The organism is Flavobacterium sp. GNP011 (genome assembly GCF_056428925.1).
In genome coordinates, this window is the sequence record NZ_JBWJVJ010000003.1 from 26115 (window position 1) to 51490 (window position 25376).

The following is a 25376-nucleotide window of genomic DNA, read 5'->3' on the forward strand; positions in this document are numbered from 1 at the left end:
AAGTAAAATGAAAAAAATCATCCTTTCAATGTTACTCTTGGTTGTGGGTTCAATCCACAGCCAAGAGTTAAACTTGCCCGTTTTTACGCAATATCTTGCGGATAATCCATTTGTAGTTTCTCCTACTTTTGCTGGTATTGGGGATAACTTGAGGATTCGAGCTAATGGCTTAACGCAATGGGTGGGTATTAAGGGCGCTCCTGATAACCAATCTATTTATGCTGATTTTAGAGTAGCTGATCAATCGGGTGTAGGAATTTCCGCATACAATGATAAAAATGGAAACACCATGCAACAAGGTATCAAAGCCTCTTTTGCACACCATATTATTTTAGATTATTATTCTAAGCAGTATTTGTCTTTTGGTATCTCGTATAATTTAAACACTTTTAAAATTGATGTTGATGCCTTACAGCCTATAAATAATGACCCAACGATTAACAACAATAGGTTTGTGGCCAATAATAATTTTGATGTGGGTTTCTTATACCGCAAGAAGGATTATTATGTGAGTTTCAATGCCAGCAACATTTTGGACAAAGATATTGATCAGTTTAGCGGTGTAGAGCCAAGCTTAGTTCGGAACTATCAAATTTATTCTGGATATGTTTTTAGAAGTAGAACTTATAACAGGTCAGAGTTTGAGCCTTCAGTATATTACCAATATTTTGCAAGTGATAAACGTTCCAGTACGGATGTCAACATCAAATACCGTAAATACGATCGTAATGATGATTATATTTGGGCAGGAGCCTCTTATAGATTCTTAAACGATCAAATAGGAAAACCGCTTAACGTAGGTCCTATGGTAGGATTTAAGAAATCAAGTTTTTACTTTGGGTATTCATACCAAGTAATTCTAAACCGTTTAGGAAGTTTCAACACTGGAACACACGTTGTAACTATTGGTTTAGATTTCCTTCAAGGAGTAAGTGATTGTCCGTGTACACAAAACCCAATTATTGATTAAAACAAAATATATAACATATTTAAAATCCGATTGTGAATAGACAGTCGGATTTTTTTGTGATAATGCTAAGGCTGGGCGCCAAAGATTCTCGTGCGATTATGTGTTTTTAGAAAAACGTCAAGAATGATAACGATTTCGTTAGTAACTAAAGTGGATTTTTTGGTTTTCACCAATTTGTTCCCGTGCTAAAAGTGCTATATTTGTTTCTCCATGAAAAAATAAACTTTAACAACATAACCATGAAAACTGTACATGATTTCGATTTTAAAAATAAGAAAGCGCTCATTCGAGTAGATTTTAATGTGCCCCTTGATGATCATTTTCAGGTAACCGATACCACCCGTATTGAAGCAGCCAAGCCTACTATTGATGCCATTTTAGCTCAAGGAGGCAGTGTGATTTTAATGTCACATTTAGGACGTCCAAAAGGAGTAGAAGCTAAATACTCATTGCAATACATTGTACAAACTACAGCTAAAATTCTGGGAGTACCAGTGCAATTTGTGTCAAATTGTGTGGGTGCAGAGGCGAAAGAAGCAGCTCAAAACTTGCCAGTAGGTTCAGTCTTGATACTTGAAAATCTACGTTTTCATCCAGAGGAAGAGGCTGGTGATCAATCATTCGCCAAAGAATTAGCTGGTCTTGGAGATATTTATGTGAATGATGCATTTGGTACAGCGCATAGAGCACATGCTTCTACCACCATCATAGCACAGTTTTTTCCAGATCACAAATGTTTTGGATTGTTGCTTGCCAAAGAAATTGAGAGCTTGAATAAAGTTTTGAAAAACAGTGAGAAACCAGTAACTGCGGTTTTGGGTGGTTCTAAAGTTTCTTCTAAAATCACGGTTATCGAAAATATTTTAGATAAGGTTGACCACATGATTATAGGAGGTGGAATGACTTTTACTTTTGTTAAAGCTCTAGGAGGTCAAATAGGAGACTCAATTTGCGAAGATGACAAACAAGACTTAGCACTAGAAATTTTGCGTTTGGCCAAAGAAAAAGGCGTTCAAATACACATTCCTGTTGATGTTGTAGCGGCTGATGCTTTTGCAAATGATGCTCAAACTCAAGTGGTGGATGTAAATAACATACCTGATGGCTGGCAAGGTCTTGACGCAGGACCAAAATCATTAGAACTTTTCAAAGAAGTGATCATGAAATCAAAAACGATATTGTGGAATGGACCTCTGGGTGTTTTTGAAATGGAAAATTTTGCAAATGGAACGATCACACTTGGGAATTATATTGCTGAGGCTACTGCCAATGGAGCGTTTTCACTTGTGGGCGGCGGTGACTCTGTAGCAGCTGTGAAGCAATTTGGACTGGAAGATAAAGTTAGTTATGTATCTACAGGAGGTGGAGCCATGCTCGAGATGCTTGAAGGTAAAGTACTTCCAGGTATTGCAGCAATATTATAATAATTGTCATAATAACAATTTTACAGTAGCAAAGAAACCTTTTTATAGTAGTTACTACGTGATACTAATTTAAGACTAGGCCTCAACAACAAAAAAGAGTTGTTGAGGTTTTTTATTTTTACTCCTAAATAAAATTATAAAATATCATTTTTTTTCTTAAATCGATAGATTTTCCTTATAAATGTATCAATTATTGCATTTTTAACAGTTTTTAATGACGTTTTTTAGAAAAAACCCGTTAAGTTTGTAAATATAGCTTTGTAATCATTTGAAATATAGGTCTTTGATCGTAAAAATATGAATATAAAAAATACCACAATTGTAATTTTCTCTTTGTTTTCGGCCAGCTTGTTTGCGCAAGTAGCAAGTGAAACCAAATCAATTTTAAAAATTGAATCTAAAATCTCGTACCTTGATTCCATCAAGAAAACTTTTGTTCATGATAAAGTTGCCTCTCGTGTAGACAGCTTGTGGATGAAAGAACTTACCGATTTGGATTTGTTTACTTCATTCTCTGATGATATAAAAAATACTAATCTTGATCTAGCCATAGACTTTGAATTGCCTACAGATTTATTAAAGCAAAGATTGGCTGCCATGGATGCAAAGTCACCTTTTAATATTGAGTACAATCCAGGATTAGAAAACTTAATCAAATCCTTTTTGAAAAACAGAAAAAAATCTTTTGAACGCCTTATGGCAGTTTCTGAATATTATTTTCCGTTAATGGAGGAAGCGTTGGCAAAGCAAAATGTACCCTTAGAAATTAAATATTTAGCGGTTGTAGAATCTGCATTGAACCCGAAAGCAATTTCTAGAATGGGCGCTACAGGATTGTGGCAGTTCATGTACCAAACTGGAAAACAATACGGTCTTAAAATAGATTCTTATGTAGATGAAAGAAGTGACCCACTGAAATCTAGCGAAGCCGCAACACAGTATATGACCAATATGTACAAGATATTTGGAGATTGGGATTTAGTTTTAGCAGCCTACAACTCTGGACCTGGAAACGTTGCGAAAGCCATCAGACGTTCTGGAGGACAACAAAATTATTGGAATATTCGAAAAAATTTACCCCGAGAAACACAAGGCTATGTACCTGCTTTTTTAGCAACTATGTATATTTATGAATACCACAAAGAACATGGTATTGTTCCTAATAGAGCCAAAGTAAAACACTTTGCTACAGATACGGTGATGATTAAGCGTCAAATGACGTTCAGACAAATATCGGAATTACTGGATGTGCCTGTAGCACAATTACAGCTTTTAAATCCGTCTTACAAGCTAAACGTGGTTCCTTTTTATCACGATCAAACCCATTTTTTAAGATTACCACAGGAAAAAGTTGCCGTTTTTGCCTCAAACGAAGACAAAATATATGCCTACGCACAATATGAAAAAGACAAAAGTGAAAAACCTTTTATGTTAGCAAAAACCACTGTGGTTAAAGACAGTCTTAGTGCTAATACTGCAAGTCTAGTCGCAACCAAAAGCGTGTACTACAAAGTTAAAAGAGGCGATAATCTAGCTAGTGTAGCTGAAAAATATGGGGTGACCATTTCTGAAATAAAAAGATGGAATCGAATTAAGGGAAATTCTATTGCTTATGGGCGAAGTTTAAAAATCAATACTGATCCTACTGCACTAAAGGAAATAAAGTCTGAATCTAAAAATACGGTTTCTAAAAATACAGCCCTTGCAGATGCTAAAGTAAATAAAGAGGAAAAGGCTGTTGATGCGTCAAACACCGCTTCAACTTATGTAGTACAAAAAGGAGATAACTTGGGGAGTATTGCAAAGAAACACAATTTGACAGTTACTGAGATTCAAAAGTTAAATGGGTTAACTACTGCTTCTGTGCAAGCGGGATTGGTTTTGCAATTGAGTCCAAAAGAAACGGATGCTAAACCAGATGCAGCAACAAGTCCGTTGCGTAAAGATGTCGAGTATGTTGTTTTAAAAGGAGATAATTTAGGTGCAATTGCGACTAAATTTGGCGCCACTGTTCCCGAATTAAAATCGTGGAATAACCTACCTGATAATACGATTACAATAGGAAAATCTCTTATTGTTGCCAAGGATGAAATAGCAATAAATACTGATAAAGCTACTGTAGATACTTTTAAAACAAAGAAAAATACATCTGCTGCGAAAACTGCTTCAGAATATTTTGTGAAAAAAGGAGATTCCTTATTTAGTATTTCTAAAAAATATCCAGGTGTAACCATCAATGATTTGAAAAAGTGGAACGGTATTAGTGGTGAAGATATCAAACCAGGTATGAAGTTAAAAATAAACGGATAATACGGCTTTGTTCTTTATATTTGGGTTTTACTAAACAACACCCAGCAATGCATCGATTTTATTGTTTCCTCATTTTTGCGACACTTTCTTTGTTTTCTTGTCAAAAGGATAACAGCTCGTTGCCGCGCATTACTACAGGTAAAATCAACACCATATCGGTTATTATTGAAGATCAGTTGTGGAATGGTGAAATAGGAGATAGCATCAGGAATAAATTTGCTGCGCCAGTAATAGGCTTGCCTCAAGAAGAACCTCTTTTTAACATCAATCAATATCCTGTGAAACTTTTAGAAGGTTTCATGACCGATACGCGAGCGATAATTGTGGTAAAAAAAACTGAGTTCAATAAATTTGAAATCAAGAAAAATCAATATGCGAGTCCGCAAAATGTTTTTCATATTTCAGGAAGAACAGTAAGTGATATTGTGACAATCATGGAGCAAAATGCACCCCAAATGATCTCCATGATTAAGAATGATGAAATTGCGGCTAGCCAAAAAATAAACAAACAATCTTTACTGGATCCTAAAATTATTGAGAACAAGTTTCATACGGCTATCCAAGTGCCTACGGGTTATGTGTATGTCTTGCAAAAAAGAAATTTCTTGTGGCTCAAAAAAGAATTTATTGGCGGAAACACTAGTCTCTTGCTCTACCAAGTTCCTTTAGATAAATATAGAACCGATAAAAACTGGAGTGCAAAGGTTATTCAATTGCGCGATTCTATAGGCAATTTGTACATCAGAGGTAAAGAACCGCATACCAACATGATTACAGAGGAAGCGTATTCTCCTTATTTTTCTAAGACAAAACTCAACAAATACACTGCTTATGAAACTAAGGGAACTTGGCAATTGAATAATGATTTCATGTCGGGTCCTTTTATCAATTATGCAATAGTAGATACCAAATACAACCGATTGCTAATTCTAGAAGGTTTTTGTTATGCGCCTTCTAAAGACAAAAGGGATTTAATGCACGAATTAGAATCCATTATAAAATCAGCGCGGATTATTAAAAAAGAGTCTTAAATTGCTTTAATTTGTATAAAAAACAGCACATGACACTACAATGGGAAATAAAAGCATTTGAAGCACTTACAGTTTTTGAGTTATATGATATTTTAAAGTTACGAAGTGAAATCTTTGTAGTTGAGCAAAACTGTGTGTACCTTGACTTAGATGATAAAGATAAAGTAGCCTTACACCTTATGGGCGTTTATGACGGTAAAATAGTGGCTCATTCTAGATTGTTTCAACCCGGAATAAGTTTTGATTTTGCCTCAATAGGTAGAGTTACTGTTGATGCTAATTACCGTGATCGCAAATGGGGACATGACCTTATGCGCGAGTCTATTGCGGGCATAGCGAAACATTTTGGCGAAAGCCAAATCACAATAGGAGCCCAGTTGTACCTAAAAAAGTTTTACGAAAGCCACGGTTTTGTACAAACTAGTGAGATGTATCTTGAAGATGATATCCCACACATAGAAATGCAAAAACAGTAAGTTACATTTTTAAGATAGCTTTGTAGGCAGCGGCATCGTTTAAGAGTGTCGTTGCTTTCTTGATTTCGATGTTGTTTTTGGTGTAATATTGGTACAAACCTTCTTGGTATTGAAAACGTTTGATAATTTCATCAACCATTAAACCCTTGATTTCTTTTTGATGTTTGTCTAGCAACGTATTTTCAGTTTTTTGCAAGGCTGTCAATAATTGCTGGTACTCTACTTGAATGGATTCGTCTAGCTTTTCTTTTTTGGCTACAGCCAAAGTATTTTTCAAAGCCAATTCGGTTTCTGTGTCAAAGGAGAATTTTTGAGCTTTTAAATAGTTTTTAAAATCAGCATAATCAGCATCATTGATCACCGGGATTTGATTTCCTAAAGATTGGTTTTTGTAATAATAACTGGTTACGTAGTTAAAGATTCCGTCGTTGCGAAGCAAGGCGTTTGTGATAGGACTAGATTTGGTTTCTTCTAAAACTACATCAGGTTGAATACCTCCGCCGTCATACACAGTTCTACCTTTTCGGGTTTTAAAAGCGTTAAAGTTCTTCTCTTCGGTCTTTAAAGCCATTCCGTTTTTGTCTTTTTTAGAATAATCCAATGCTTGAATGCATCTTCCAGAAGGAGTATAGTAGCGCGAAATGGTCACTTTGAGTTGGGTTCCATAAGTTAAATCAACAGGACGCTGTACCAATCCTTTCCCAAAACTACGACTTCCTACTACCACCGCTCGATCTAGATCCTGTAACGCACCTGCAACAATTTCTGAAGCGGAGGCACTACGGCCGTTTACCAAAACAATTAAAGGTATGTCTAAGTCTACAGGTTCTCTGGTGGTTTTATACGTGGTATTGTGTTTTTCAATTTTAGACTTTGTAGTTACAATAGTCTCGTTTTTGGCTACAAATAAATTGCAAATATTTACAGCTTCATTCAGTAACCCGCCGGGATTGTCTCTTACATCTAGAATGATGCGTTCTGCTCCTTCTTTTTTGAGTTGTTCTAGTGCTTCTTTGGTTTCAAAAGAGGCTTTTTTGTTAAAATGAGACAAGACAATGTAGCCCGTTTTATCATCGATTTTTGCAAAAAATGGTACCGATTTAATTTCTACTTCATCCAGTACAATTTGTGTGGTATTAGGCTTGCCTTGTCTGAGGTATTTTACTGTGATTTTGGTATTTTTAGACCCCTTGAGTAATTGCGAGGCATCATCCTTGAAATCTGATAAAAGCACATCACCTATTTGAATGATCTCATCACCTGCTTTTAAACCGGCTTTGTCAGCAGGGAAATTTTTATACGGTTCTTTTATGATTAATTTGTCTTCTTTGCGGGTAAGTACGGCACCTATTCCGGTATATTCACCCGTATTGTTAATTTTAAACTTCACGACATCCTGCTCATTAAAATAGACCGTGTACGGATCTAAGTTAGCCAACATGGCCTTAATGGCTTTGTCCATTAACTCGCCTGGATTAGTCTCATCTACATAATTGCGGTTCAATTCTTTGAAAAGCGTGGTGAAGATTTCAATTTGTTTGGCAATTTCGAAGAAATCATCTTTGAAACTGCTTCCAATGAATAAAAGTGCTGAAGCAACAACGGGTAAGATGAATTTTTTTTTGAGGAAAGAATACATGTTTTTATATTTTTTTTGACTTAAATCGTTTTCTAATAAAGTAACCTAAAGCAATCATAATGAGGATAAATGGCCAAATACTGAGTAAATTGATAAACAAACTCGAAAGACTATTGAATCCTGATTTGATGGCGGTCCAAATTTTTGTTCCATATGATTCGGTAGCGCCGCTAGCCTCTGCAACAGATTTATAAAATTCTATTGTGATGGTGCTATAAGAAACTTGGTTTTGCATGTAGTTCAATTGCCCTTCTTTGGCTTCAATTTCTTCGCGAATAGCCGAAAGTTGTTTTTCAATTTCTAGCATTTCGGTAACCTTGTTTGCTTTTTTCAAAAGTTCCAGATACCGGTTTTCCAATACTTTCTTTGCTTTTAATCGGGCATCAAGATCTATAAATTCAGCAGTGACATCCTGTGAAGTTATTTCTTTAGTGTCAAAATACGCAACTCCTTTTGAAATGGAAGCTATAAAAACATCAAAGTTTTGGCTTGGTACACGAACTGTTAGATTTCTAAAAACCGACTCGTAATCTTTGCCTTCATTGTCGTTTTGGATCGTTGCTTTACTATTTTTTACTGCATTTTGTATTTGGGTATATGTAGCTTCTAAATCATTGGTTTCAAAACGAAGGTTACCTGTTTTGATGATTTTTTGTTCTGTTTTTTCTTTTTCAGGCGAGTCCATTTTATCACCACTGTAGTTGCCATTTTGTCCAGATTCTCTTTTTGCAGGAAGTTTAATAGCTGTGATTTTCATATCTAATTCAGCTTCTTCTTTTTTACAACTCCCCAAACACAAGAGTACAAGAATAAATAAGAGTATTGACTTCATAAATAGGTTGTTTTAATGCTAAAAATACAAAAAATAGAATTGCTACTCTTCTTTTTTTATTTGTAGCAAAAACTTTTCAAACAATTGAACAGTTTTAGTATTGATTTCTTGGTAAGTCAAGCGATCTTTGGTTTGATAAAAAAACATGAAAGAGTACGGTTGGTCAAGATTATCAAGCAACAAATGTTTATTTAGGCGATAGGTTTCGCGAAGTACACGTTTGAAATAATTGCGGTCTACAGCTTTTTTAAAATTCTTTTTGGATACGGAAACGCCTATTTTTATTTTTTCACTTTCGCCAAAAGTACCAGCTTTGTATACCAATCGCAACGGATATTTGGATACGGATTTACCCTCAGTAAATAATAAACCAATGGTTATTTTGCTTTTTAGTTTTTCGGATTTAGGGTATTTGAAATTCATATATAGGGAACGTATTTTGGATAGCAAAGGTACAATTAAAGCTGTTTTTTGCGACTTTTTCTAGATGAAATACCGCTAAAAATATATTTATTACTTTTGCAGAAATTTTTGAAGCATGCAAAAAATAATTTCCTACCCCTTATCTGTTGTTTATTATCTCTGTTTTAGTCTAACATTGCTTGTTTTTCATCCTATTCAATGGGTTTGTTTCAACGTTTTTGGCTATCAAGCGCATAAAAAGAGTGTGGATTATTTGAATTTTTTCTTGGTAAAATGCACTAATTTGCTTGGAACTACGTATACTTTTACAAATAGAGATGTCATCCCAAAGGATGTACCCTTGATTTTTGTGTGCAACCATCAAAGTATGTACGATATTATTGCAATGATTTGGTATTTTAGACGTTTTCATTGTAAATTTGTGAGTAAGAAAGAATTAGGTAAAGGAATACCAAGTGTATCCTATAATTTACGCCATGGAGGTTCTGTACTTATTGATAGAAAAGATCCCAAACAAGCTATTCCTGCCATTAGAAGTTTGTCAGAGTATATAGAAAAGCACAAGCGTTCTGCCGTTATTTTTCCAGAAGGTACCCGAAGTAAAACAGGAAAACCAAAAGAGTTTTCACAAACAGGATTAAAAATGCTGTGCAAGAGTGCCCCATCGGCCTACGTAGTTCCGGTAAGCATTAACAACTCTTGGAAAATGGTAAAATTTGGTTTTTTTCCCGTTGGTTTAGGAAATCATCTTACCTTTGTAGTGCACGAACCGCTTGCTGTAAGCGAATATGATTTTGCTGATTTGATGGTGAAAACCGAAACAGCCGTTGTGAATGGAATAAAAATTTAATATATATAAAATGTCAATAAAAAACATTCGATTAGAAGTAATGCAGTTTTTAGAGAAAAATGTAGATAGCTTTGTCGATCAGTATCTTATTCCTGTTGAAAAGATATGGCAACCCACAGATTTTTTGCCAGATTCCCAGAGTGATACTTTTTTTGATGAAGTAAAAGAACTACGTGAAATTGCTAAAGATTTGCCTTATGATTTCTGGGTAACACTAGTAGGTGATACCATTACAGAGGAAGCGTTGCCTACCTATGAGTCTTGGCTTATGGATGTAGAAGGAATAGATAATGTGGAGCGCAACGGATGGTCAAAATGGATCAGACAATGGACAGGTGAGGAAAATCGCCATGGTGATTTATTAAACAAATACTTGTACTTATCCGGTAGAGTGAACATGCGCGAAGTAGAAATGACTACACAGCACTTGATTAATGACGGTTTTGATATTGGTACTGGTAGAGATCCTTACAAAAACTTTATCTACACTAGTTTTCAAGAACTAGCTACCTATGTTTCACATAACAGAGTAGCTCAAATAGCTAAAAAATACGGAGACAATAAACTTTCTAAAATGTGCAAAATGATTGCAGGCGATGAAATGCGTCACCATCATGCATATAGCGAGTTTGTAAACCGAATTTTCCAAATTGACCCAAGCGAAATGATGCTTGCTTTTCAATACATGATGAAAGCAAAAATTGTTATGCCGGCTCATTTCTTGAGAGAATCTGGTGAAAAAATAAGTACAGCTTTTGAACAGTTTTCTGATTCTGCACAGCGTATTGGGGTGTATACCGCAGTAGACTATGTTGAAATTATGCAAAAATTAATTGACAAGTGGGAAATTGATAAAATAGGTGGTTTAACAGATGAAGCTGAAAAAGCACGTGACTATTTGATGAAATTACCTGCTAGAATGGCCAAAATCTCTGAGCGTTTGGTAATTCCTCAAGAATCTCACATTTTCAAATGGGTTGAGCCTGCCTTAATACGCTAATTCACTCCTGCGAATACCCAATATAAATGTTGGATTTTAAAGTTTTAAAGCTTTAAAGTTCAACATTTTTTTTAAAAACAAAAGATACAATGACAAATCCTGATTTGATAAACAAGACAATTCTTTTTGTAAAAGAAGAATTAAAAAATGCCGAGGGCGGACACGATTGGTTTCATATCGAAAGAGTGTTTAAGAATACAGTACTAATTGCTAGCACGGAAACTTGCGATACTACTGTTGCCCAGCTTGGTGCGTTGCTACATGATATTGCCGATAGTAAATTTCACGATGGTGATGAAACGGTAGGACCTAGAGTTGCTCGAAAATTTTTAGAATCGGAACATGTTGAAGAGGAAATTATTTCGCATGTAGTTCAAATTATTGAAAACATATCTTATAAAGGTGGTAATGTTGAACGAAAGTTTTCCTCTATTGAATTAGATGTGGTTCAGGACGCAGATCGTTTAGATGCCATAGGAGCTATAGGAATTGCCAGAGCATTCAATTATGGAGGTTTTAAAAATAGAGCGATGTATGACCCTGAAATAGCTCCAAACACCAGCATGACTAAGGAAGAATACAAAAAGAATGATGCTCCAACAATAAATCATTTCTACGAAAAGCTTTTGCTCTTAAAAGATAAAATGAATACTGAAACGGGAAAGAAGATCGCTCAAGAAAGACATTGCTATATGGAGGGTTTTCTAGCTCAGTTTTATGCAGAATGGGAAGGGGAGAAGTAAGTTAACAGTTTTCAGTTTTTTGAGATTGTTATCCTTCAAAAAAATAAAACTCAGGCTTGAATGATATGTAATCCATTACGAGCTCTTTTTTAACGAATGCTGGTTTTCAACATGAAACCAGCATTCGTTATCAAAAATTTTATGCTGAAATCCCTTTTTCTTTCATTTCTAGAATCACATCCGATGCATTTTTAAAGGTAGGTGCTTGCTCAATGATAGTTCCGACTCTTTTTTTATTGAGTTTAAACGTTATGTCATTTTCTGTGGTGAAGAGTAGAGCCGTCAAAAAAGGGTTGTTCATATACGGAGCCAATACAATATACGCCTCATCAAGGGTATGGAAACTTTCTATTTCTTCGGTTTTATAACGCGCCGTTATAGACATACAAAACACATCGTTTTCTTGTAAAACAGGACGTACATAAATATTTTTCAATTCTGTATCACCAATGGTTTTGGCTAGGGTTAACTTTGCATACGTATAGTTATCGATACTTTCTTTTACTTTTTCCCAGAACAGATCAAATACAGGTTGGAAGGACATAATTAGAATTTAAAGAGTGAAATAATCACAAATGAAATGCAAAATTAAGCCTTGTGCAGCAAACAAATCCTTTTTGTGAAAAAAATTATTTAAAACAATATGTGTTTAAACTAAAAAAGAGAACCAATCTGGTTCTCTCTTATTTTTATTTCCCTGTAAAAACTGCTTTTCTTTTCTCTAAGAAAGCTGTTGTTCCTTCTTTAAAATCTTCGGTTCCAAAACATTTTCCAAAGGATTTGATCTCTGTTTCGTATCCGTTTTTACCTTCTTTGAAATTAGCATTAACTGCTTTTATTGCTTTGCCAATAGCGTAGGGAGAGTTCTTAATGATTTTATTTGCCATATTGGTGCAAAATTCAATTAGTTCGTTTTCTGGAACCACGTGGTTTACTAATCCTATTCTGTAAGCTTCATCCGCAGAAACCATTCCGGCAGTCATAATCATTTCCATAGCGCGGCCTTTTCCTACTAGTTGTGGTAGGCGTTGTGTTCCTCCGTATCCAGGAATCACTCCTAGCGATACTTCTGGTAAACCCATCTTGGCATTTGTAGATGCTACTCTAAAATGACAGGCCATGGCTAATTCTAATCCGCCACCTAGCGCAAAACCATTAACTGCGGCAATAACAGGTGTTTTTAAATTTTCGATAAAATCAAATAATTTTTCTTGACCTTCAGCTGCAAGTTGGGATCCTTGTTCTATGGAGAAATTTGCAAATTCTGAAATATCAGCTCCTGCTACAAAAGCTTTTTCGCCACTTCCTGTTAAAATAATAGCACGAATCTCATTGTTCTTTGACAATAATTTAAAGGCTTTGTTCAAATCAGAAATGGTTGCCACATTTAAAGCATTTAGCTTTGTAGGTCTATTGATAGTTACAGTTGCAATGTTTTCTTGGGTAGTAACCAAAATATTTTCGTAGTTCATAAGTGTTTTTTAAGAGTTTATGATGGGGAGCGACACAATGAATGTGGTTCCTTTACCAAATTCAGATTCAAAGATAATCGTTCCTTTGTAATTTTCGATAATGTTTTTTATAATTCCAAGACCAAGACCCATACCGCTACTTTTGGTAGTAAATTTAGGTTCAAAAATCCTATGCGCATCGCTAGCTTGTATTCCTATTCCGTTATCTGATACGGTTATGAGTACGTTATTGTCTTCTTTTTTTATTTTTACGAGAACCTTTTTTAATTCTTGTTGCTCCGGTATAGATTGAATAGCGTTTTTGGCAAGATTGGTAATAACTCGAATCAATTGTGTACGGTCAATTTTTGAAATAATCTCTGGAGATTCGCTTTGAAATTCAACATAATCTTCATTAAAAATATCCATGGTAAGTTCAACAACTTCAACTACATTCAGGGTTTCATTTTGTTGGGCAGGCATGGAGGCAAAGTTAGAAAAAGCCGAAGCGACAGCACTCATGGTGTCAATTTGTTGAATGAGCGTTTCAGAGTAGTCGTTCATTTTCTGTTTTACATTGGGATCCAATGGGTCAAACTTGCGTTGAAAGCTTTGAACCGTGAGTCTCATTGGCGTAAGCGGATTTTTAATTTCATGGGCCACTTGTTTTGCCATTTCTCTCCAGGCTTCTTCGCGCTCACTTTGTGCTAGTTTGATGGCGCTTTTCTCCAGTTCATCTACCATGGCATTATACGCCTTGATGAGTAAATTAATTTCTTTGCTATTGGCCTCCAAAACAATTTTTTCGTTTTTTTGGTTTAAACTGGTTTCACTTAATTTATCCGAAATGGTTTTCAAAGATTTTGTAATGTAGGACGATAAAAAGTACGCTAGCGCAAAGGCCATGAGCAGCATAAAAGTATACACTTGACCTAGTCTTACCAAGAAATTTTTAAGTTCATTTTCATAATATCCATCGTCCTCTACATAAGGCAAGTTTAAAATTCCGAGTGGCTTGAATTTGTCATCTTTGATTTGGCTAAAAGCCGAACGATTTTTTTTGCCGTCAATGGTTTTAATGTCTACATACCTTTTTTCAATGGAGGAACGCACCAGTTTCAAAATGTATTTGGGTACTGGTGGTGCAACTTTGTCAACCGAAAAAGATTCTTTGGAAGATTTTAATAACTGACCGTTAAGGCTGTAAATATTAATTTCGACGTTATGAATGTGTGCCAATTCATGAATTTTATCCTTAAAGATAAGATCTAGGTTTGCTGCGGTAAGAGGATAAGTAGTGGTTGAAAGAATAAAATTGATGTGTTGTTTAACCGCATTTTCGTTTCGTTCCAATCGCTCTTGGTGGTATTCTTTTGCTTCGTTTTTAAATTGAATGATCGAAATCGAAGCTAATATAACGGAGGCCATCAATATCAATACAATCATGGACAGGAAAATCCTAATCCGCAAGGAAAGCATTGCTATTTTGAAGCTTTTGAACATGGTTTTTAGTTTACAGTCTCAGTCTCAGTACCGGTTGGGAACTGAAAATACAGCTATTTTCTTTCTCTAATTTTTTTGTAAAACTGGAAACCCAGCATTAAAATGACAGAGAACAAAATGATCCCAATTACTCCGTAAATCCAATTGAATGCATTTTTTAAAATTACTAAAAACACTACGGCAAAAAGTATAATTGTGGCGCCTTCGTTCCATAATCGCATAATATTAGAGGTGTATCTAACTTCGTTTCGTTGCAATTGATTAAAGATTTGGTGGCATTTAGCATGGTACAAATACAATAAAAACACAAATCCTAGTTTGACATGCATCCAAGGCATTTGAAGCCACGCCCGACCTAAATCTGTAAAAAACAACATCCAAAATGCAAAGATACTGGCTAATATTGCCGATGGCCAAGTAATAATGTACCACATGCGGTACGTCATTATTTTGAATTGGTTTTGTAAAATCTCTTTTTCGGGTGAAAGTTTGTCTGCAGCTTCAATTTGGTAAACAAAAAGACGAACAATATTGAAAAGCCCCACAAACCAAGTGATCACAAAGATGAGGTGTAATGATTTTATGTAATTATAGTATTCCATAGTACCGTTATAGTAGTTTAGTATGTATTTCTTTTTTTAATAAATAGCCAGTCAATGCTGTTGATAAAACATCGGCAATAGGAAAAGCAATCCATACGCCAAAAATACCTAAAAAATTTGGTAGAATTAGCACAAGCGGGATGAGGAAAAAACCTTGTTTGCTCAACGTTAAAAGTAATGCTTTTTTGGCATTGCCAATAGCTTGAAAATAGGCAGCACCAATCAGTTGAATGGCAATAATAGGTGAAGCTGCAAAAACCCATCGTAAAGCATTGGGCGTTTGGGATATAACCTCGGGATCAGTGGTAAAAACAGATACAATTGGTTGAGCAAATACCAAGATGACTACAAAAATAATAGAAGCCAAAACCGCTGCGTATAAAATGGATAACTGAACACTCTCCTTAACACGAGCAAAATTAGAAGCTCCATAATTGTAACCCGCAATAGGCAAAAATCCTTGTGTGATTCCAAGTATAGGGAACAAAGCAAACATTAACATTCTGCTGATAATCCCATAAATAGCAACGGAATGTTCGCCGCCATAGGTGTACAATGTGTGGTTTAATAGTATGGATAAAAGACTAACGACACCTTGCCTGGAAAACGTAACAATGCTAAGGGAAGTTATTTGCTTGACAATGGATTTGTTGAATAAAAAATGTTTGAGTTGCAGTTGCAATTGGCTCTTGAAAATAAAGTACCACACTACAAATAGAAAACATGTAGTATAGGATATGGCTGTGGCCAATGCTGCGCCAAAAATACCCATGTCTAAGTATTTTATAAATAGAATATCCAGAGCAATGTTTACAAATGCGGGGATGATCATGGCTACCATGGCAAATTTTGCCTTTCCTTCAGCCCGAATGACATTATTGCCCATCATGCACAATGCTAGAAAGGGAACGCTGATGATAATAGGAAAATAAAATTCTTGCGCGGGTTTAAAAATGGCACCTTTTGCCCCAAAAAGTAAAAGCATTTCATCACTAAATACCAAACCTAATACCACAAACACCGAGGCTAGAACGAAAGTCATTGTTATTTGGTTCCCAAAAGTTTGCAGTGCTTTTTCCTTGTTGTTTGCACCTAAAGCACGTGACAAAACAGATCCGCCGCCCACACCAATAGCCATTCCTAATGACGAAATTAAAAAAGTAATGGGCAATACAACGGTTACTGCAGCAATTGCAAGTGAACCGATCCATTGCCCAACAAATATGGTGTCTATCAAAATATTAACAGACATAAAGAGAATCCCAATAGAGGAAGGAACCGCTTGTTTAATCAAGAGCTTTTTGATTGGTTGCGTTCCCAACTCATCGGTACTGGTATTCATTTATGCAGTAGTTTTTTCTAACGTAGCTGTTGTAGATACGCCTGTCCAGGTAGTAATCCAGTTTCCTACCGTCTCGCACCATTCATCATCGTCGTTTAAACAAGGAATGGCCATGAATTTTTCTCCACCATGGTGTAAAAATTCTTCATTGGCTTCCATAGCAATTTCCTCTAATGTCTCTAAACAGTCTGATACAAAAGCAGGTGTCACAACGGCTAGATTTTTAATGCCTTTTTTTGGCATTTTGTTAACTTCAACATCTGTATAGGGAGTCAACCATTTGTCGCCCGCTAAACGCGATTGAAACGTCTGGCTGTATTTGCCTTCTGGGATTCCTAACAATTTAACCACTTGTTTTGTGGTTTCGTAGCATTGGTGACGGTAACAAAATTCGTGTGCCGGTGATGGTGTATTGCAACAAGAGCCATCTATTTTACAATGTGATTTGGTGATGTCTGTTTTGCGAATGTGTCGTTCTGGAATTCCGTGGTATGAAAACAACAAATGATCGTAATCAAAACCTTCCAAATGTCCTTTTATAGAATCAGCTAGATTTTTCAAATAATCAGGTTTGTTGTAAAAAGCGGGAACAATTGTGAATTTCATTTCAGGGAAATACTTTTTTCGGTGTTCCTCTGCTAGCTCTAGAATAGTCGTAGTTGAAGCCATTGCGTGTTGCGGATACAATGGAAAAAGCAATACTTCGGTCACCCCTTTATCGTGTAATTCTTGTAATCCAGATAAAAGCGATGGATTGCCGTAACGCATGGCCAAAGCAACAGGAACATCCACGAGTTTTTGAACCTTTTCGTGCATTCTTCTTGATATTACTACAAGTGGAGAACCTTCGTCCCACCAAATTCTAGCATACGCTGCTGCTGATTTTTTAGGTCTTGTTTGTAAAATGATTCCGCGTACTAGTAATGCACGTAATAAAAACGGAACGTCAATTACATATTTATCCATTAAAAACTCATCTAAATAAGGTTTTACATCTTTTGGAGTTGGACTTTCGGGAGAACCTAAATTTACTAATAATACACCTTTCATCTTGTCTTTTTTTATGAAGCAAAAGTAACTAAACCTGCTTTTTTATACTTTGTGATTAACTATTTTTTATTTATTGTTTAATATACGAAAACAATTGTTTATTGCATATTAGGGTTTATGGACATCAAATATTTTTTGGGAGTGGTAGCAAATTTCTTTTTGAATGCTGTAATAAAATGGCTTCCGGTGCTGTACCCAATTTTTAATCCCACTTCGTTTACGTTGTAGGAGCCACTATCTAGTAGTTTTCGAGCAAAATCCATTTTATAGTCAAATAAAAATCCGTAAACAGTATCACCATAAATTTGTTTGAAACCCATTTTTAGTTTTTTTAAATTCAAACCTATTTCATCTGCTAGTTCTTGTAATCCTGGTGGTTCAGCCATGTTAGCAATAATGATTTCTTTTGCTTTTTTTATTTTGATCACATTGTCTTCGTCTATTAAAAAAGGACATTGCTCTGCATTTGGATCTTCTGTTCTATTGAAGTAGAGGCTTAATAACTCATACCCTTTGCCCTTGTAATACAAGTTTTTTATAGAAGGATGCAAGCTGTAATGAAACAGCTGTGATAGCACAATTGCCATTGATGGGCTAATGTTTCCTTCGTTATAATATTTTTTGTCTTTATTATCGGCGCTCAAAAAAGTAATATAATCTGCCTCGGTAGAGAATAGCGCATGGAATTTTTTGATTGAAATAATTACAGATATCACCCAAGAATTTGGAGCTAGTTCTAAGTTAAGCGGTAATTCTTTTTGTGGGTTGTATAAAAGCAACGATTTTTCTTCTTTGAGTTCAAGTGCATAGTTCCCTTGATTAAAAATAAATTTAGCGCTTCCTTTTAGTCCAAAATGAAACTGAATCAAGCCGCTGCTCACCTCGCGTTGTGCATGGAAAGGGTTAATACCATCATTTTGAAACCGAATTAGTGTAAAATCGTCTTCAATTTTTATAATTTCTTCAGAACCCATAGCGGTATTTTTTTAATATAAAAATCATATTCAGGAAACGTATTTATTTAGAACAACTCTAAATAAAGAGATTCAAAGCACTTGATTTCATTACAAAAATAAGTTTTTTTGGTTAATAAATACAATTAGAATCAAAAAATCATTAAGCGATACAAAAAGAACTTCTAGCGTTACTTTTATAAATACTATAGTGATAATTTTGTTCCACTTTCTTGAAAAGTGCAAATATGGAAAACAATAACACATCAAAGCATCAGTATTTTTACTCCGTTGGATTGAGCTATAAAAAAGCAGATGCCGAGATTAGAGGTAGGTTTAGTTTGGATGCCGCTGCAAAAATGCGTTTGTTAGAGCAAGCTAAGAATGAAGGAATAGAGAGTTTGATAGTTACTTCAACCTGCAACCGTACTGAGATTTACGGATTTGCAGAACATCCATTTCAATTGATCAAATTAATTTGTGAGAACAGTCAAGGTTCTGTTGAATCCTTTCAAAAGGTAGGATTTGTTTATAAAAATCAAGAAGCCATTAGTCATTTATTTCGAGTGGGAACAGGTCTTGATAGTCAGATTTTGGGAGATTTTGAAATTATCGCCCAAATCAAATCTAGTTTTTCACAGTCAAAAGGATTGGGTTTAGCCAATGCTTTTTTGGAACGATTGGTGAATGCTGTGATCCAAGCTAGTAAAAAAATAAAAACCGATACCGAGATAAGTTCCGGAGCTACATCAGTTTCTTTTGCCGCAGTGCAATACATAATCAAAAATGTTGAAGACATTGGTAACAAAAACATTTTACTTTTTGGTACGGGAAAAATTGGTCGAAATACCTGTGAAAACCTAGTAAAGCATACTAAAAACGAACACATAACCTTAATCAATAGAACTAAAGAAAAGGCAGAAAAACTGGCTGGGAAATTAAATCTTATTGTTAAGGATTACTCAGAATTGCATCTTGAATTACAAAAAGCGGATGTTGTTGTGGTTGCCACTGGCGCACAAAATCCAACAATTGACAAAGCAATTTTGAATTTGAAAAAACCACTGTTGATTTTAGATTTGTCAATTCCAAAAAATGCACATGAAAACGTGGAAGAACTGGATGGAGTAACCTTAATTCATATGGATTACTTGTCACAGTTGACAGATGAAACTTTGGAAAACAGAAAAAAACACATTCCAGCTGCCGAAGCGATTATCGAAGAAATTAAGGAAGAGTTCATCACTTGGACCAAAGGCAGAAAGTTTGCGCCAACAATTAATGCTTTGAAAGCAAAATTGAACGCGATAAAAGCTTCTGAACTTGATTTTCAAAGCAAGAAAATATCGAACTTCAATGAAGAACAAGCGGAAATAATAAGCAACCGTATTATCCATAAAATTACAACCCATTTTGCCAATCATTTAAAAGATGATAACACCATGGTGGATGAAAGTATTGAATGGATTGAGAAAGTTTTTAAAATAGGAGCAACGGCTAAATAAAGTTGACGCCATTAAAATCAAATCAAGAGATAACTTTATTTCTCATAGGTTTGAAAAAAGTAAAATAGTGAACAAAACGATACGCATAGGAACCCGTGATAGTGAACTCGCACTCTGGCAAGCCCACACTGTTCAAAATAAGTTAAACGATTTAGGATACAAAACTGAAATTGTTGCCGTAAAATCGCAAGGTGATATCATTCTTGATAAGCCACTTTACGAATTAGGAATCACCGGAATTTTTACCAAGACACTCGATGTAGCCATGATCAATGGAGATGTTGATATTGCGGTACATTCTATGAAAGATGTTCCAACTGCATTACCACACGGAATTGTTCAAGCTGCAGTTCTTGAAAGAGCCAACACACTGGATCTTTTAGTTCATAAAGGAAATCTAGATTTCTTAAGTAGTACCGGTACCATTGCCACAGGTAGTTTACGCCGTCAAGCACAATGGCTTAATAAATACCCCAATCATACGGTGGTTGATTTGCGCGGAAATGTAAATTCACGCATGAAAAAACTACAAGAAAGTGACTGGAGTGGAGCTGTATTTGCAGCAGCAGGATTGGAAAGAATCAATCTTAAACCCGAAGATTATATTGACTTAGACTGGATGATTCCCGCACCAGCGCAAGGAGCAATGCTGGTTGTAGCTATGGCAAATGATGAGTATTCTAGACAAGCACTACACGAACTCAATGATATTGATACTGAAATATGTACCCATATTGAAAGACAATTTCTTAAAACTTTAGAAGGCGGTTGTACGGCACCCATTGGTGCTTTAGCCGTTTTTGTAGCCGATGATATTGTTTTTAAGGGCGTTTTGTTTTCTATTGATGGGAAAGAAAAAATCGAAATTGAGAAAACAGTTCCCATGCAAGAATGGAAAAAATTAGGATACTTTTGCGCGCAAGAAATCCGTGAAAATGGTGGTGTAGCGTTGATGAAATCTATAAAAGAGAAATTAAAAAAATAATGGAGCAAATTAGTATTTTATCTACCAAAACACTTTCTGGAATTCAAAGAAAAGCAATACTAGATGCCAACTTTGATCTTTTGGAACAAGATTTTATCGAAGTAACAAACACTCCATTTTCCCTTCAAAATATTCAAGAAAATCTCATTTTTAGCAGTCAAAACGCTGTTTTAAGTCTTATAGAACAAGACGGTTGGGAAGGTTTGCGTACTAAAACTGCTTTTTGTGTAGGCATCAAAACCAAAGAAATACTGGAGCAAAATGGCTTTACGGTAGATGTTTACATGGATTACGCCTCAGAGCTAGCCGAAATTATCACCTTAATTTACAATCAAAACAGCTACACTTTTTTTAGTGGTAATTTGCGTAAAGAAACCTTACCGCAAGCACTAAAAGATGCTGGAATCATGTTTAATGAAATTGAAGTGTATCAAACTAAGTTGGCACCATTTAAAATTTCAAGTTTAGAAAATTTTGCAGGAATTCTCTTTTTCAGTCCATCGGGAGTAGAGAGTTACTTAAAAGAAAATAAGCTAAAAAAAGAAGTTTGCTTTTGCATTGGCGAGACAACTGCGGCGGCTTTAACAGGAAAAACAAATAGTATTGTGGTGGCCGAAGAGCCCACTATTGAAGATTTAATTATCGGACTCACTGAGTATTATACAACAGAAAGCGAATAACGCCCATCAAATAGATCAAAACAAACCCTCAAAAGAGGAATTAAAAAATAGAATTATGTTAAAAAATGACTTGTTTTTAAGAGCACTAAAAGGAGAAACTGTTGAACGTCCACCGGTATGGATGATGCGTCAAGCAGGAAGGTATTTGCCAGAATTTAGAGCTTTGCGAGACAAATATGATTTTTTCACTCGTTGCGAAACACCAGAATTAGCTGCCGAAATTACGGTGCAACCTATTCGTAGAATTGCTCCAGATGCTGCGATTTTGTTTTCGGATATTCTTGTTGTGCCTCGCGCTATGGGAATTCACGTGGAATTAAAAGACAATTTAGGACCAATTATCCCGAATCCTATTCGAACGATGGAGCAAGTAAACCAAGTGTTTGTTCCGGATGTAAATGAAACTTTAGGTTACGTTTTTGATGCGGTGAAGTTGACGAAAGAAATGTTGAACGATGAGGTGCCTTTAATAGGTTTTGCAGGTTCGCCATGGACTATTTTTTGTTATGCTGTTGAGGGCAAGGGATCTAAGAGTTTTGATACTGCCAAGGGATTCTGTTTCTCTGATCCAGTAGCGGCACACACTTTATTACAAAAAATCACCGATACTACTATTTTATACTTATTAGAAAAAGTAAAATCAGGTGTAAATGCAGTTCAGATTTTTGATTCTTGGGGCGGTATGTTGTCGCCAGTTGATTACCAAGAATTCTCATGGAAATACATCAACCAAATCATCGATGCCTTAGCTGAAGTAACTCCAGTTATTGTTTTTGGGAAAGGATGTTGGTTTGCTTTGAACGAAATGGGCAAAAGTAAAGCCTCCGCACTAGGAGTAGATTGGACTTGCTCACCTAGAAATGCGCGTTATTTGTCAGGTGGAAACATCACTTTACAAGGTAATTTTGATCCTTCTCGATTATTTTCTCCAATTCCAGTGATTAGGAAAATGGTTCACGAAATGATTGACGAATTCGGAAAAGACAAATACATCGTAAACTTAGGTCACGGTATTTTACCAAATATTCCGGTAGATCATGCCAAAGCGTTTATTGATGCGGTGAAGGAGTATCAAAAATAAATATATGCCACACTTTGTTATAGATTGTTCAGAGGATATTATTGCTTTAAAACAGCCCTTGGAAATACTCCAAGAAGTTTACAATACTGCTGATGAGTCAGGATTGTTTACAGAAGGAGATGTCAAAGTGAGATTAAATCCATATAAAAATTACATTGTAGGAGGAAAACAAGATAGTTTTATTCATGTTTTTGCCTTTATTATGGAGGGAAGAACAACAGAAGAAAAGTTTGACTTATCAAAGAAAGTAGTTGCCAAACTTAAATTTATGTTCCCTAATATTCCTATAATCTCTATTAATATTAGTGATTTTGAAAAAGCAACTTACTGTAATAAAACAATGGTGTAATCATATTTTTAATTTCAGGATGAGCAAAAAAAATACTTTTCTTATTAATTCTTTAGTTGAAAATGATGCAAATCAGTTGTATCAGTTTATGTTGGATAATAAGGAACGATTAAAATTATTTTTTCCAGTAACATTGGAAATGAATAGTTCTTTAGAAAAAACACAAGCCTATATTTCAATTAAAAACAAAGAAATAGAAGAGAATACAAATTTTACTTTTGCTATTCGAGATAAAAATAACCAACAAATTGTAGGTTTAATTATTATCAAAAAACTCGATTGGGATAAAAACCAAGGAGAATTTGCCTATTGCATTGGTTCGGAAATAGAAGGAAAAGGTGTTACATCTTATGCAGTAAAAAAAATGTCAAATTTTGCTTTTGAGAATTTGGGTTTGAAAACACTTCAGATTATTGCTCATAAAAGCAATCTTGGAAGTGTGAAAGTAGCTGAGAATAACGGTTTCGTTTGGCAAAAAACTTTACAAAATGAATTTACACCAACTAATGATAAGCCATTAGACATGGAATTATATGCATTGTACAATGAAAAATAAATTTTACACTTACATACAAAACCTGCAAGACCAGATTGTTGCGGGCTTAGAAGCTGTTGAAGGTCAAGCCAAATTCAAGGAAGATCTTTGGGAACGTCCAGAAGGTGGCGGAGGACGAACACGTGTAATTGAAAACGGAAATGTTATCGAGAAAGGCGGAGTCAATATTTCGGCAGTGCACGGAAAATTACCCGATTCGATGCAAAAATTATTCAATGTAGGTGAAGCTGATTTTTTTGCCTGCGGATTGAGTTTGGTAATACATCCTAAAAACCCAATGGCACCTACTGTTCATGCCAATTGGCGCTATTTCGAAATGTATGACGATAACGGAAATGTAATCAACAGTTGGTTTGGTGGCGGACAGGATTTAACACCCTATTATTTATTTGAAGAAGATGCGATTCATTTTCACCAAACCTGTAAAACTGCTTGTGATAATCACAATCTAGATTTTTATCCCAAGTTTAAAAAACAATGTGATGCTTATTTTTGGAACGCACATCGTAATGAAGCTCGTGGACTAGGTGGATTATTCTTTGATTACTGCAAAGAAACCGAACAAATGTCGATGGAAAACTGGTTTAACTTTGTAACCGAAGTTGGTAATTCATTTTTAACCGCTTATGTTCCAATATTAGAACGACGAAAAAATTTACCATATACCGTAGAACAAAGAACTTGGCAAGAAATCAGAAGAGGTCGTTATGTTGAGTTCAATTTGGTGCATGACAAAGGCACTTTATTTGGCCTAAAAACCAACGGAAGAATTGAATCTATTTTGATGTCATTACCACCACATGTTCAGTGGGTTTATGACCATCATCCAGAATCAGGAAGCGAAGAAGAAAAGTTGTTGATAGTGTTAGAGAATCCTGTTGAGTGGTTAGTTTAGCTCCGGAGGAGCGCTATATGTATAGGAAATTGTATTGTTGTGACGGAGCACCATCGGTGCGATATATTTATAGCAACCATCGGTGCGGTATATTTATAGAGCCGCGTTATATTTGGATAAATAATATTGTTTTGATTTAGCTCCTTAGGAGCGCTATATTTATAGCAAATAATTTGTGTAATTGAAATTGAATCCGGGCGGGATGACATCTTTAACAAACATCAATTTATAATGGCAAACACCTATTCTCAAATATACATCCAAATTGTCTTTGCCGTCAAGGGAAGACAAAATCTAATTTCTAAGAAATGGAAAGATGAATTGTTCAAATATATAACGGGAATTGTTACAAATGAAGGTCAAAAATTAATTGCAATCAATGGAATGCCAGACCACGTTCATATTCTAATTGGTTTAAAGCCAAATAAAGCTTTATCAGATTTAGTGAGAGATATAAAAGCAAATTCATCAAGATTCATCAATGAAAAAGCTTGGATAAATGGTAAATTTGAGTGGCAAACAGGATTTGGGGCATTCACCTACAGACATTCTCACTTGACAAATGTTATCAATTACATTCAAAATCAAGAAGAACATCATAAAATAAAAACATTCAAAGAAGAATATGTAGAATTTTTAAAATTGTATAATGTAGATTTTAAAAATGAATATCTTTTTGATGATGTTTAATTAGAGATTAATATATCGCCCTTAACGGGCTTAAAT

Annotated in this window: 26 protein-coding genes; 16 read left to right on the top strand and 10 right to left on the bottom strand. The window is 35.3% G+C overall.

Annotated features, from left to right (window positions below; translation table 11 throughout):
* Positions 1 to 7 precede the first annotated feature (7 nt).
* The 5 genes from AC061E_RS04025 to AC061E_RS04045 all read left to right on the top strand — a co-directional run bounded on the left by AC061E_RS04025 (position 8) and on the right by AC061E_RS04045 (position 6211).
* Complete coding sequence (locus tag AC061E_RS04025) at positions 8 to 970, top strand: PorP/SprF family type IX secretion system membrane protein (RefSeq protein WP_478285117.1); 963 nt, start codon at positions 8 to 10, stop codon at positions 968 to 970.
* A 239-nt stretch (positions 971 to 1209) separates the two neighbouring features.
* Positions 1210 to 2394 (top strand): phosphoglycerate kinase, encoded by a 1185-nt coding sequence (locus AC061E_RS04030; protein ID WP_478285118.1) that lies wholly within the window; start codon positions 1210 to 1212, stop codon positions 2392 to 2394.
* A 297-nt stretch (positions 2395 to 2691) separates the two neighbouring features.
* Positions 2692 to 4704 carry a lytic transglycosylase domain-containing protein gene (locus tag AC061E_RS04035; protein ID WP_478285119.1) on the top strand — a complete coding sequence of 671 codons (2013 nt, stop codon included), beginning with the start codon at positions 2692 to 2694 and terminating at the stop codon, positions 4702 to 4704.
* Positions 4705 to 4751: 47 nt separating this feature from the next.
* Positions 4752 to 5735: a DUF4837 family protein gene (locus AC061E_RS04040; protein ID WP_478285120.1), complete on the top strand. Its 984-nt coding sequence runs from the start codon at positions 4752 to 4754 to the stop codon at positions 5733 to 5735.
* 29 nt (positions 5736 to 5764) lie between these two features.
* The gene (locus tag AC061E_RS04045; protein ID WP_144893566.1) at positions 5765 to 6211 is read left to right on the top strand and encodes a GNAT family N-acetyltransferase; all 447 of its coding nucleotides are present in this window, start codon (positions 5765 to 5767) and stop codon (positions 6209 to 6211) included.
* A 1-nt stretch (position 6212) separates the two neighbouring features.
* On the opposite strand, the gene AC061E_RS04050 is transcribed toward AC061E_RS04045, so the two are convergent.
* Genes AC061E_RS04050 through rnpA form a run of 3 tightly spaced genes read right to left on the bottom strand, consistent with a single transcriptional unit; the run spans position 6213 to position 9105 of the window.
* The gene (locus AC061E_RS04050; RefSeq protein ID WP_478285121.1) at positions 6213 to 7850 is read right to left on the bottom strand and encodes a S41 family peptidase; all 1638 of its coding nucleotides are present in this window, start codon (positions 7848 to 7850) and stop codon (positions 6213 to 6215) included.
* A gap of 4 nt (positions 7851 to 7854) precedes the next feature.
* A complete protein-coding gene (locus tag AC061E_RS04055) occupies positions 7855 to 8682 on the bottom strand; it encodes a DUF4349 domain-containing protein (RefSeq protein ID WP_478285122.1) in 828 nt (275 codons plus the stop codon).
* Between the two features lie 42 nt (positions 8683 to 8724).
* Complete coding sequence (gene rnpA / locus AC061E_RS04060) at positions 8725 to 9105, bottom strand: ribonuclease P protein component (RefSeq protein WP_478285123.1); 381 nt, start codon at positions 9103 to 9105, stop codon at positions 8725 to 8727.
* 115 nt (positions 9106 to 9220) lie between these two features.
* Between rnpA and AC061E_RS04065 the strand changes: the two genes are divergently transcribed.
* The 3 genes from AC061E_RS04065 (at position 9221) to AC061E_RS04075 (ending at position 11698) form a co-directional block, all read left to right on the top strand.
* On the top strand, positions 9221 to 9955 hold the full coding sequence (locus AC061E_RS04065) for a lysophospholipid acyltransferase family protein (protein ID WP_478285124.1): 735 nt from the start codon (positions 9221 to 9223) through the stop codon (positions 9953 to 9955).
* 10 nt (positions 9956 to 9965) lie between these two features.
* A complete protein-coding gene (locus AC061E_RS04070; protein WP_478285125.1) occupies positions 9966 to 10955 on the top strand; it encodes an acyl-ACP desaturase in 990 nt (329 codons plus the stop codon).
* A gap of 89 nt (positions 10956 to 11044) precedes the next feature.
* Positions 11045 to 11698 carry an HD domain-containing protein gene (locus AC061E_RS04075; protein WP_478285126.1) on the top strand — a complete coding sequence of 218 codons (654 nt, stop codon included), beginning with the start codon at positions 11045 to 11047 and terminating at the stop codon, positions 11696 to 11698.
* Between the two features lie 139 nt (positions 11699 to 11837).
* On the opposite strand, the gene AC061E_RS04080 is transcribed toward AC061E_RS04075, so the two are convergent.
* The 7 genes from AC061E_RS04080 to AC061E_RS04110 all read right to left on the bottom strand — a co-directional run bounded on the left by AC061E_RS04080 (position 11838) and on the right by AC061E_RS04110 (position 18620).
* Positions 11838 to 12242 carry a hypothetical protein gene (locus AC061E_RS04080; protein WP_086452792.1) on the bottom strand — a complete coding sequence of 135 codons (405 nt, stop codon included), beginning with the start codon at positions 12240 to 12242 and terminating at the stop codon, positions 11838 to 11840.
* A 145-nt stretch (positions 12243 to 12387) separates the two neighbouring features.
* Positions 12388 to 13170, bottom strand: a complete 783-nt coding sequence (locus AC061E_RS04085; RefSeq protein WP_478285127.1) for an enoyl-CoA hydratase/isomerase family protein — start codon at positions 13168 to 13170, stop codon at positions 12388 to 12390.
* Between the two features lie 9 nt (positions 13171 to 13179).
* On the bottom strand, positions 13180 to 14652 hold the full coding sequence (locus tag AC061E_RS04090) for an ATP-binding protein (protein WP_370628696.1): 1473 nt from the start codon (positions 14650 to 14652) through the stop codon (positions 13180 to 13182).
* A 53-nt stretch (positions 14653 to 14705) separates the two neighbouring features.
* Positions 14706 to 15254 (bottom strand): CopD family protein, encoded by a 549-nt coding sequence (locus AC061E_RS04095; RefSeq protein WP_478285128.1) that lies wholly within the window; start codon positions 15252 to 15254, stop codon positions 14706 to 14708.
* 7 nt (positions 15255 to 15261) lie between these two features.
* Entirely contained in the window at positions 15262 to 16596 is a 1335-nt protein-coding gene (locus AC061E_RS04100; RefSeq protein ID WP_478285129.1) for an MATE family efflux transporter, read from the bottom strand.
* Positions 16597 to 17646: a ferrochelatase gene (gene hemH, locus AC061E_RS04105; protein ID WP_478285130.1), complete on the bottom strand. Its 1050-nt coding sequence runs from the start codon at positions 17644 to 17646 to the stop codon at positions 16597 to 16599. It abuts the gene before it with no gap.
* A 98-nt stretch (positions 17647 to 17744) separates the two neighbouring features.
* Entirely contained in the window at positions 17745 to 18620 is an 876-nt protein-coding gene (locus AC061E_RS04110) for a helix-turn-helix transcriptional regulator (RefSeq protein WP_478285131.1), read from the bottom strand.
* A 227-nt stretch (positions 18621 to 18847) separates the two neighbouring features.
* Between AC061E_RS04110 and hemA the strand changes: the two genes are divergently transcribed.
* The 8 genes from hemA (at position 18848) to tnpA (ending at position 25340) form a co-directional block, all read left to right on the top strand.
* On the top strand, positions 18848 to 20104 hold the full coding sequence (gene hemA / locus AC061E_RS04115; protein ID WP_478285132.1) for a glutamyl-tRNA reductase: 1257 nt from the start codon (positions 18848 to 18850) through the stop codon (positions 20102 to 20104).
* Positions 20105 to 20168: 64 nt separating this feature from the next.
* Positions 20169 to 21089, top strand: coding sequence for a hydroxymethylbilane synthase (gene hemC / locus AC061E_RS04120; RefSeq protein ID WP_478285267.1), 921 nt, complete (start codon positions 20169 to 20171; stop codon positions 21087 to 21089).
* Positions 21089 to 21769, top strand: coding sequence for a uroporphyrinogen-III synthase (locus AC061E_RS04125; protein WP_478285133.1), 681 nt, complete (start codon positions 21089 to 21091; stop codon positions 21767 to 21769). Before hemC ends, AC061E_RS04125 begins: the two co-directional genes overlap by 1 nt.
* A gap of 55 nt (positions 21770 to 21824) precedes the next feature.
* Positions 21825 to 22850 carry a uroporphyrinogen decarboxylase gene (hemE, locus tag AC061E_RS04130; protein ID WP_478285134.1) on the top strand — a complete coding sequence of 342 codons (1026 nt, stop codon included), beginning with the start codon at positions 21825 to 21827 and terminating at the stop codon, positions 22848 to 22850.
* Positions 22851 to 22854: 4 nt separating this feature from the next.
* The gene (locus AC061E_RS04135; protein WP_478285135.1) at positions 22855 to 23199 is read left to right on the top strand and encodes a 5-carboxymethyl-2-hydroxymuconate Delta-isomerase; all 345 of its coding nucleotides are present in this window, start codon (positions 22855 to 22857) and stop codon (positions 23197 to 23199) included.
* 19 nt (positions 23200 to 23218) lie between these two features.
* Complete coding sequence (locus AC061E_RS04140) at positions 23219 to 23755, top strand: GNAT family N-acetyltransferase (RefSeq protein ID WP_478285136.1); 537 nt, start codon at positions 23219 to 23221, stop codon at positions 23753 to 23755.
* Positions 23745 to 24650, top strand: a complete 906-nt coding sequence (gene hemF, locus AC061E_RS04145; protein WP_478285137.1) for an oxygen-dependent coproporphyrinogen oxidase — start codon at positions 23745 to 23747, stop codon at positions 24648 to 24650. Before AC061E_RS04140 ends, hemF begins: the two co-directional genes overlap by 11 nt.
* A gap of 231 nt (positions 24651 to 24881) precedes the next feature.
* Positions 24882 to 25340: an IS200/IS605 family transposase gene (tnpA, locus tag AC061E_RS04150; RefSeq protein ID WP_478285138.1), complete on the top strand. Its 459-nt coding sequence runs from the start codon at positions 24882 to 24884 to the stop codon at positions 25338 to 25340.
* Positions 25341 to 25376 lie beyond the last annotated feature (36 nt).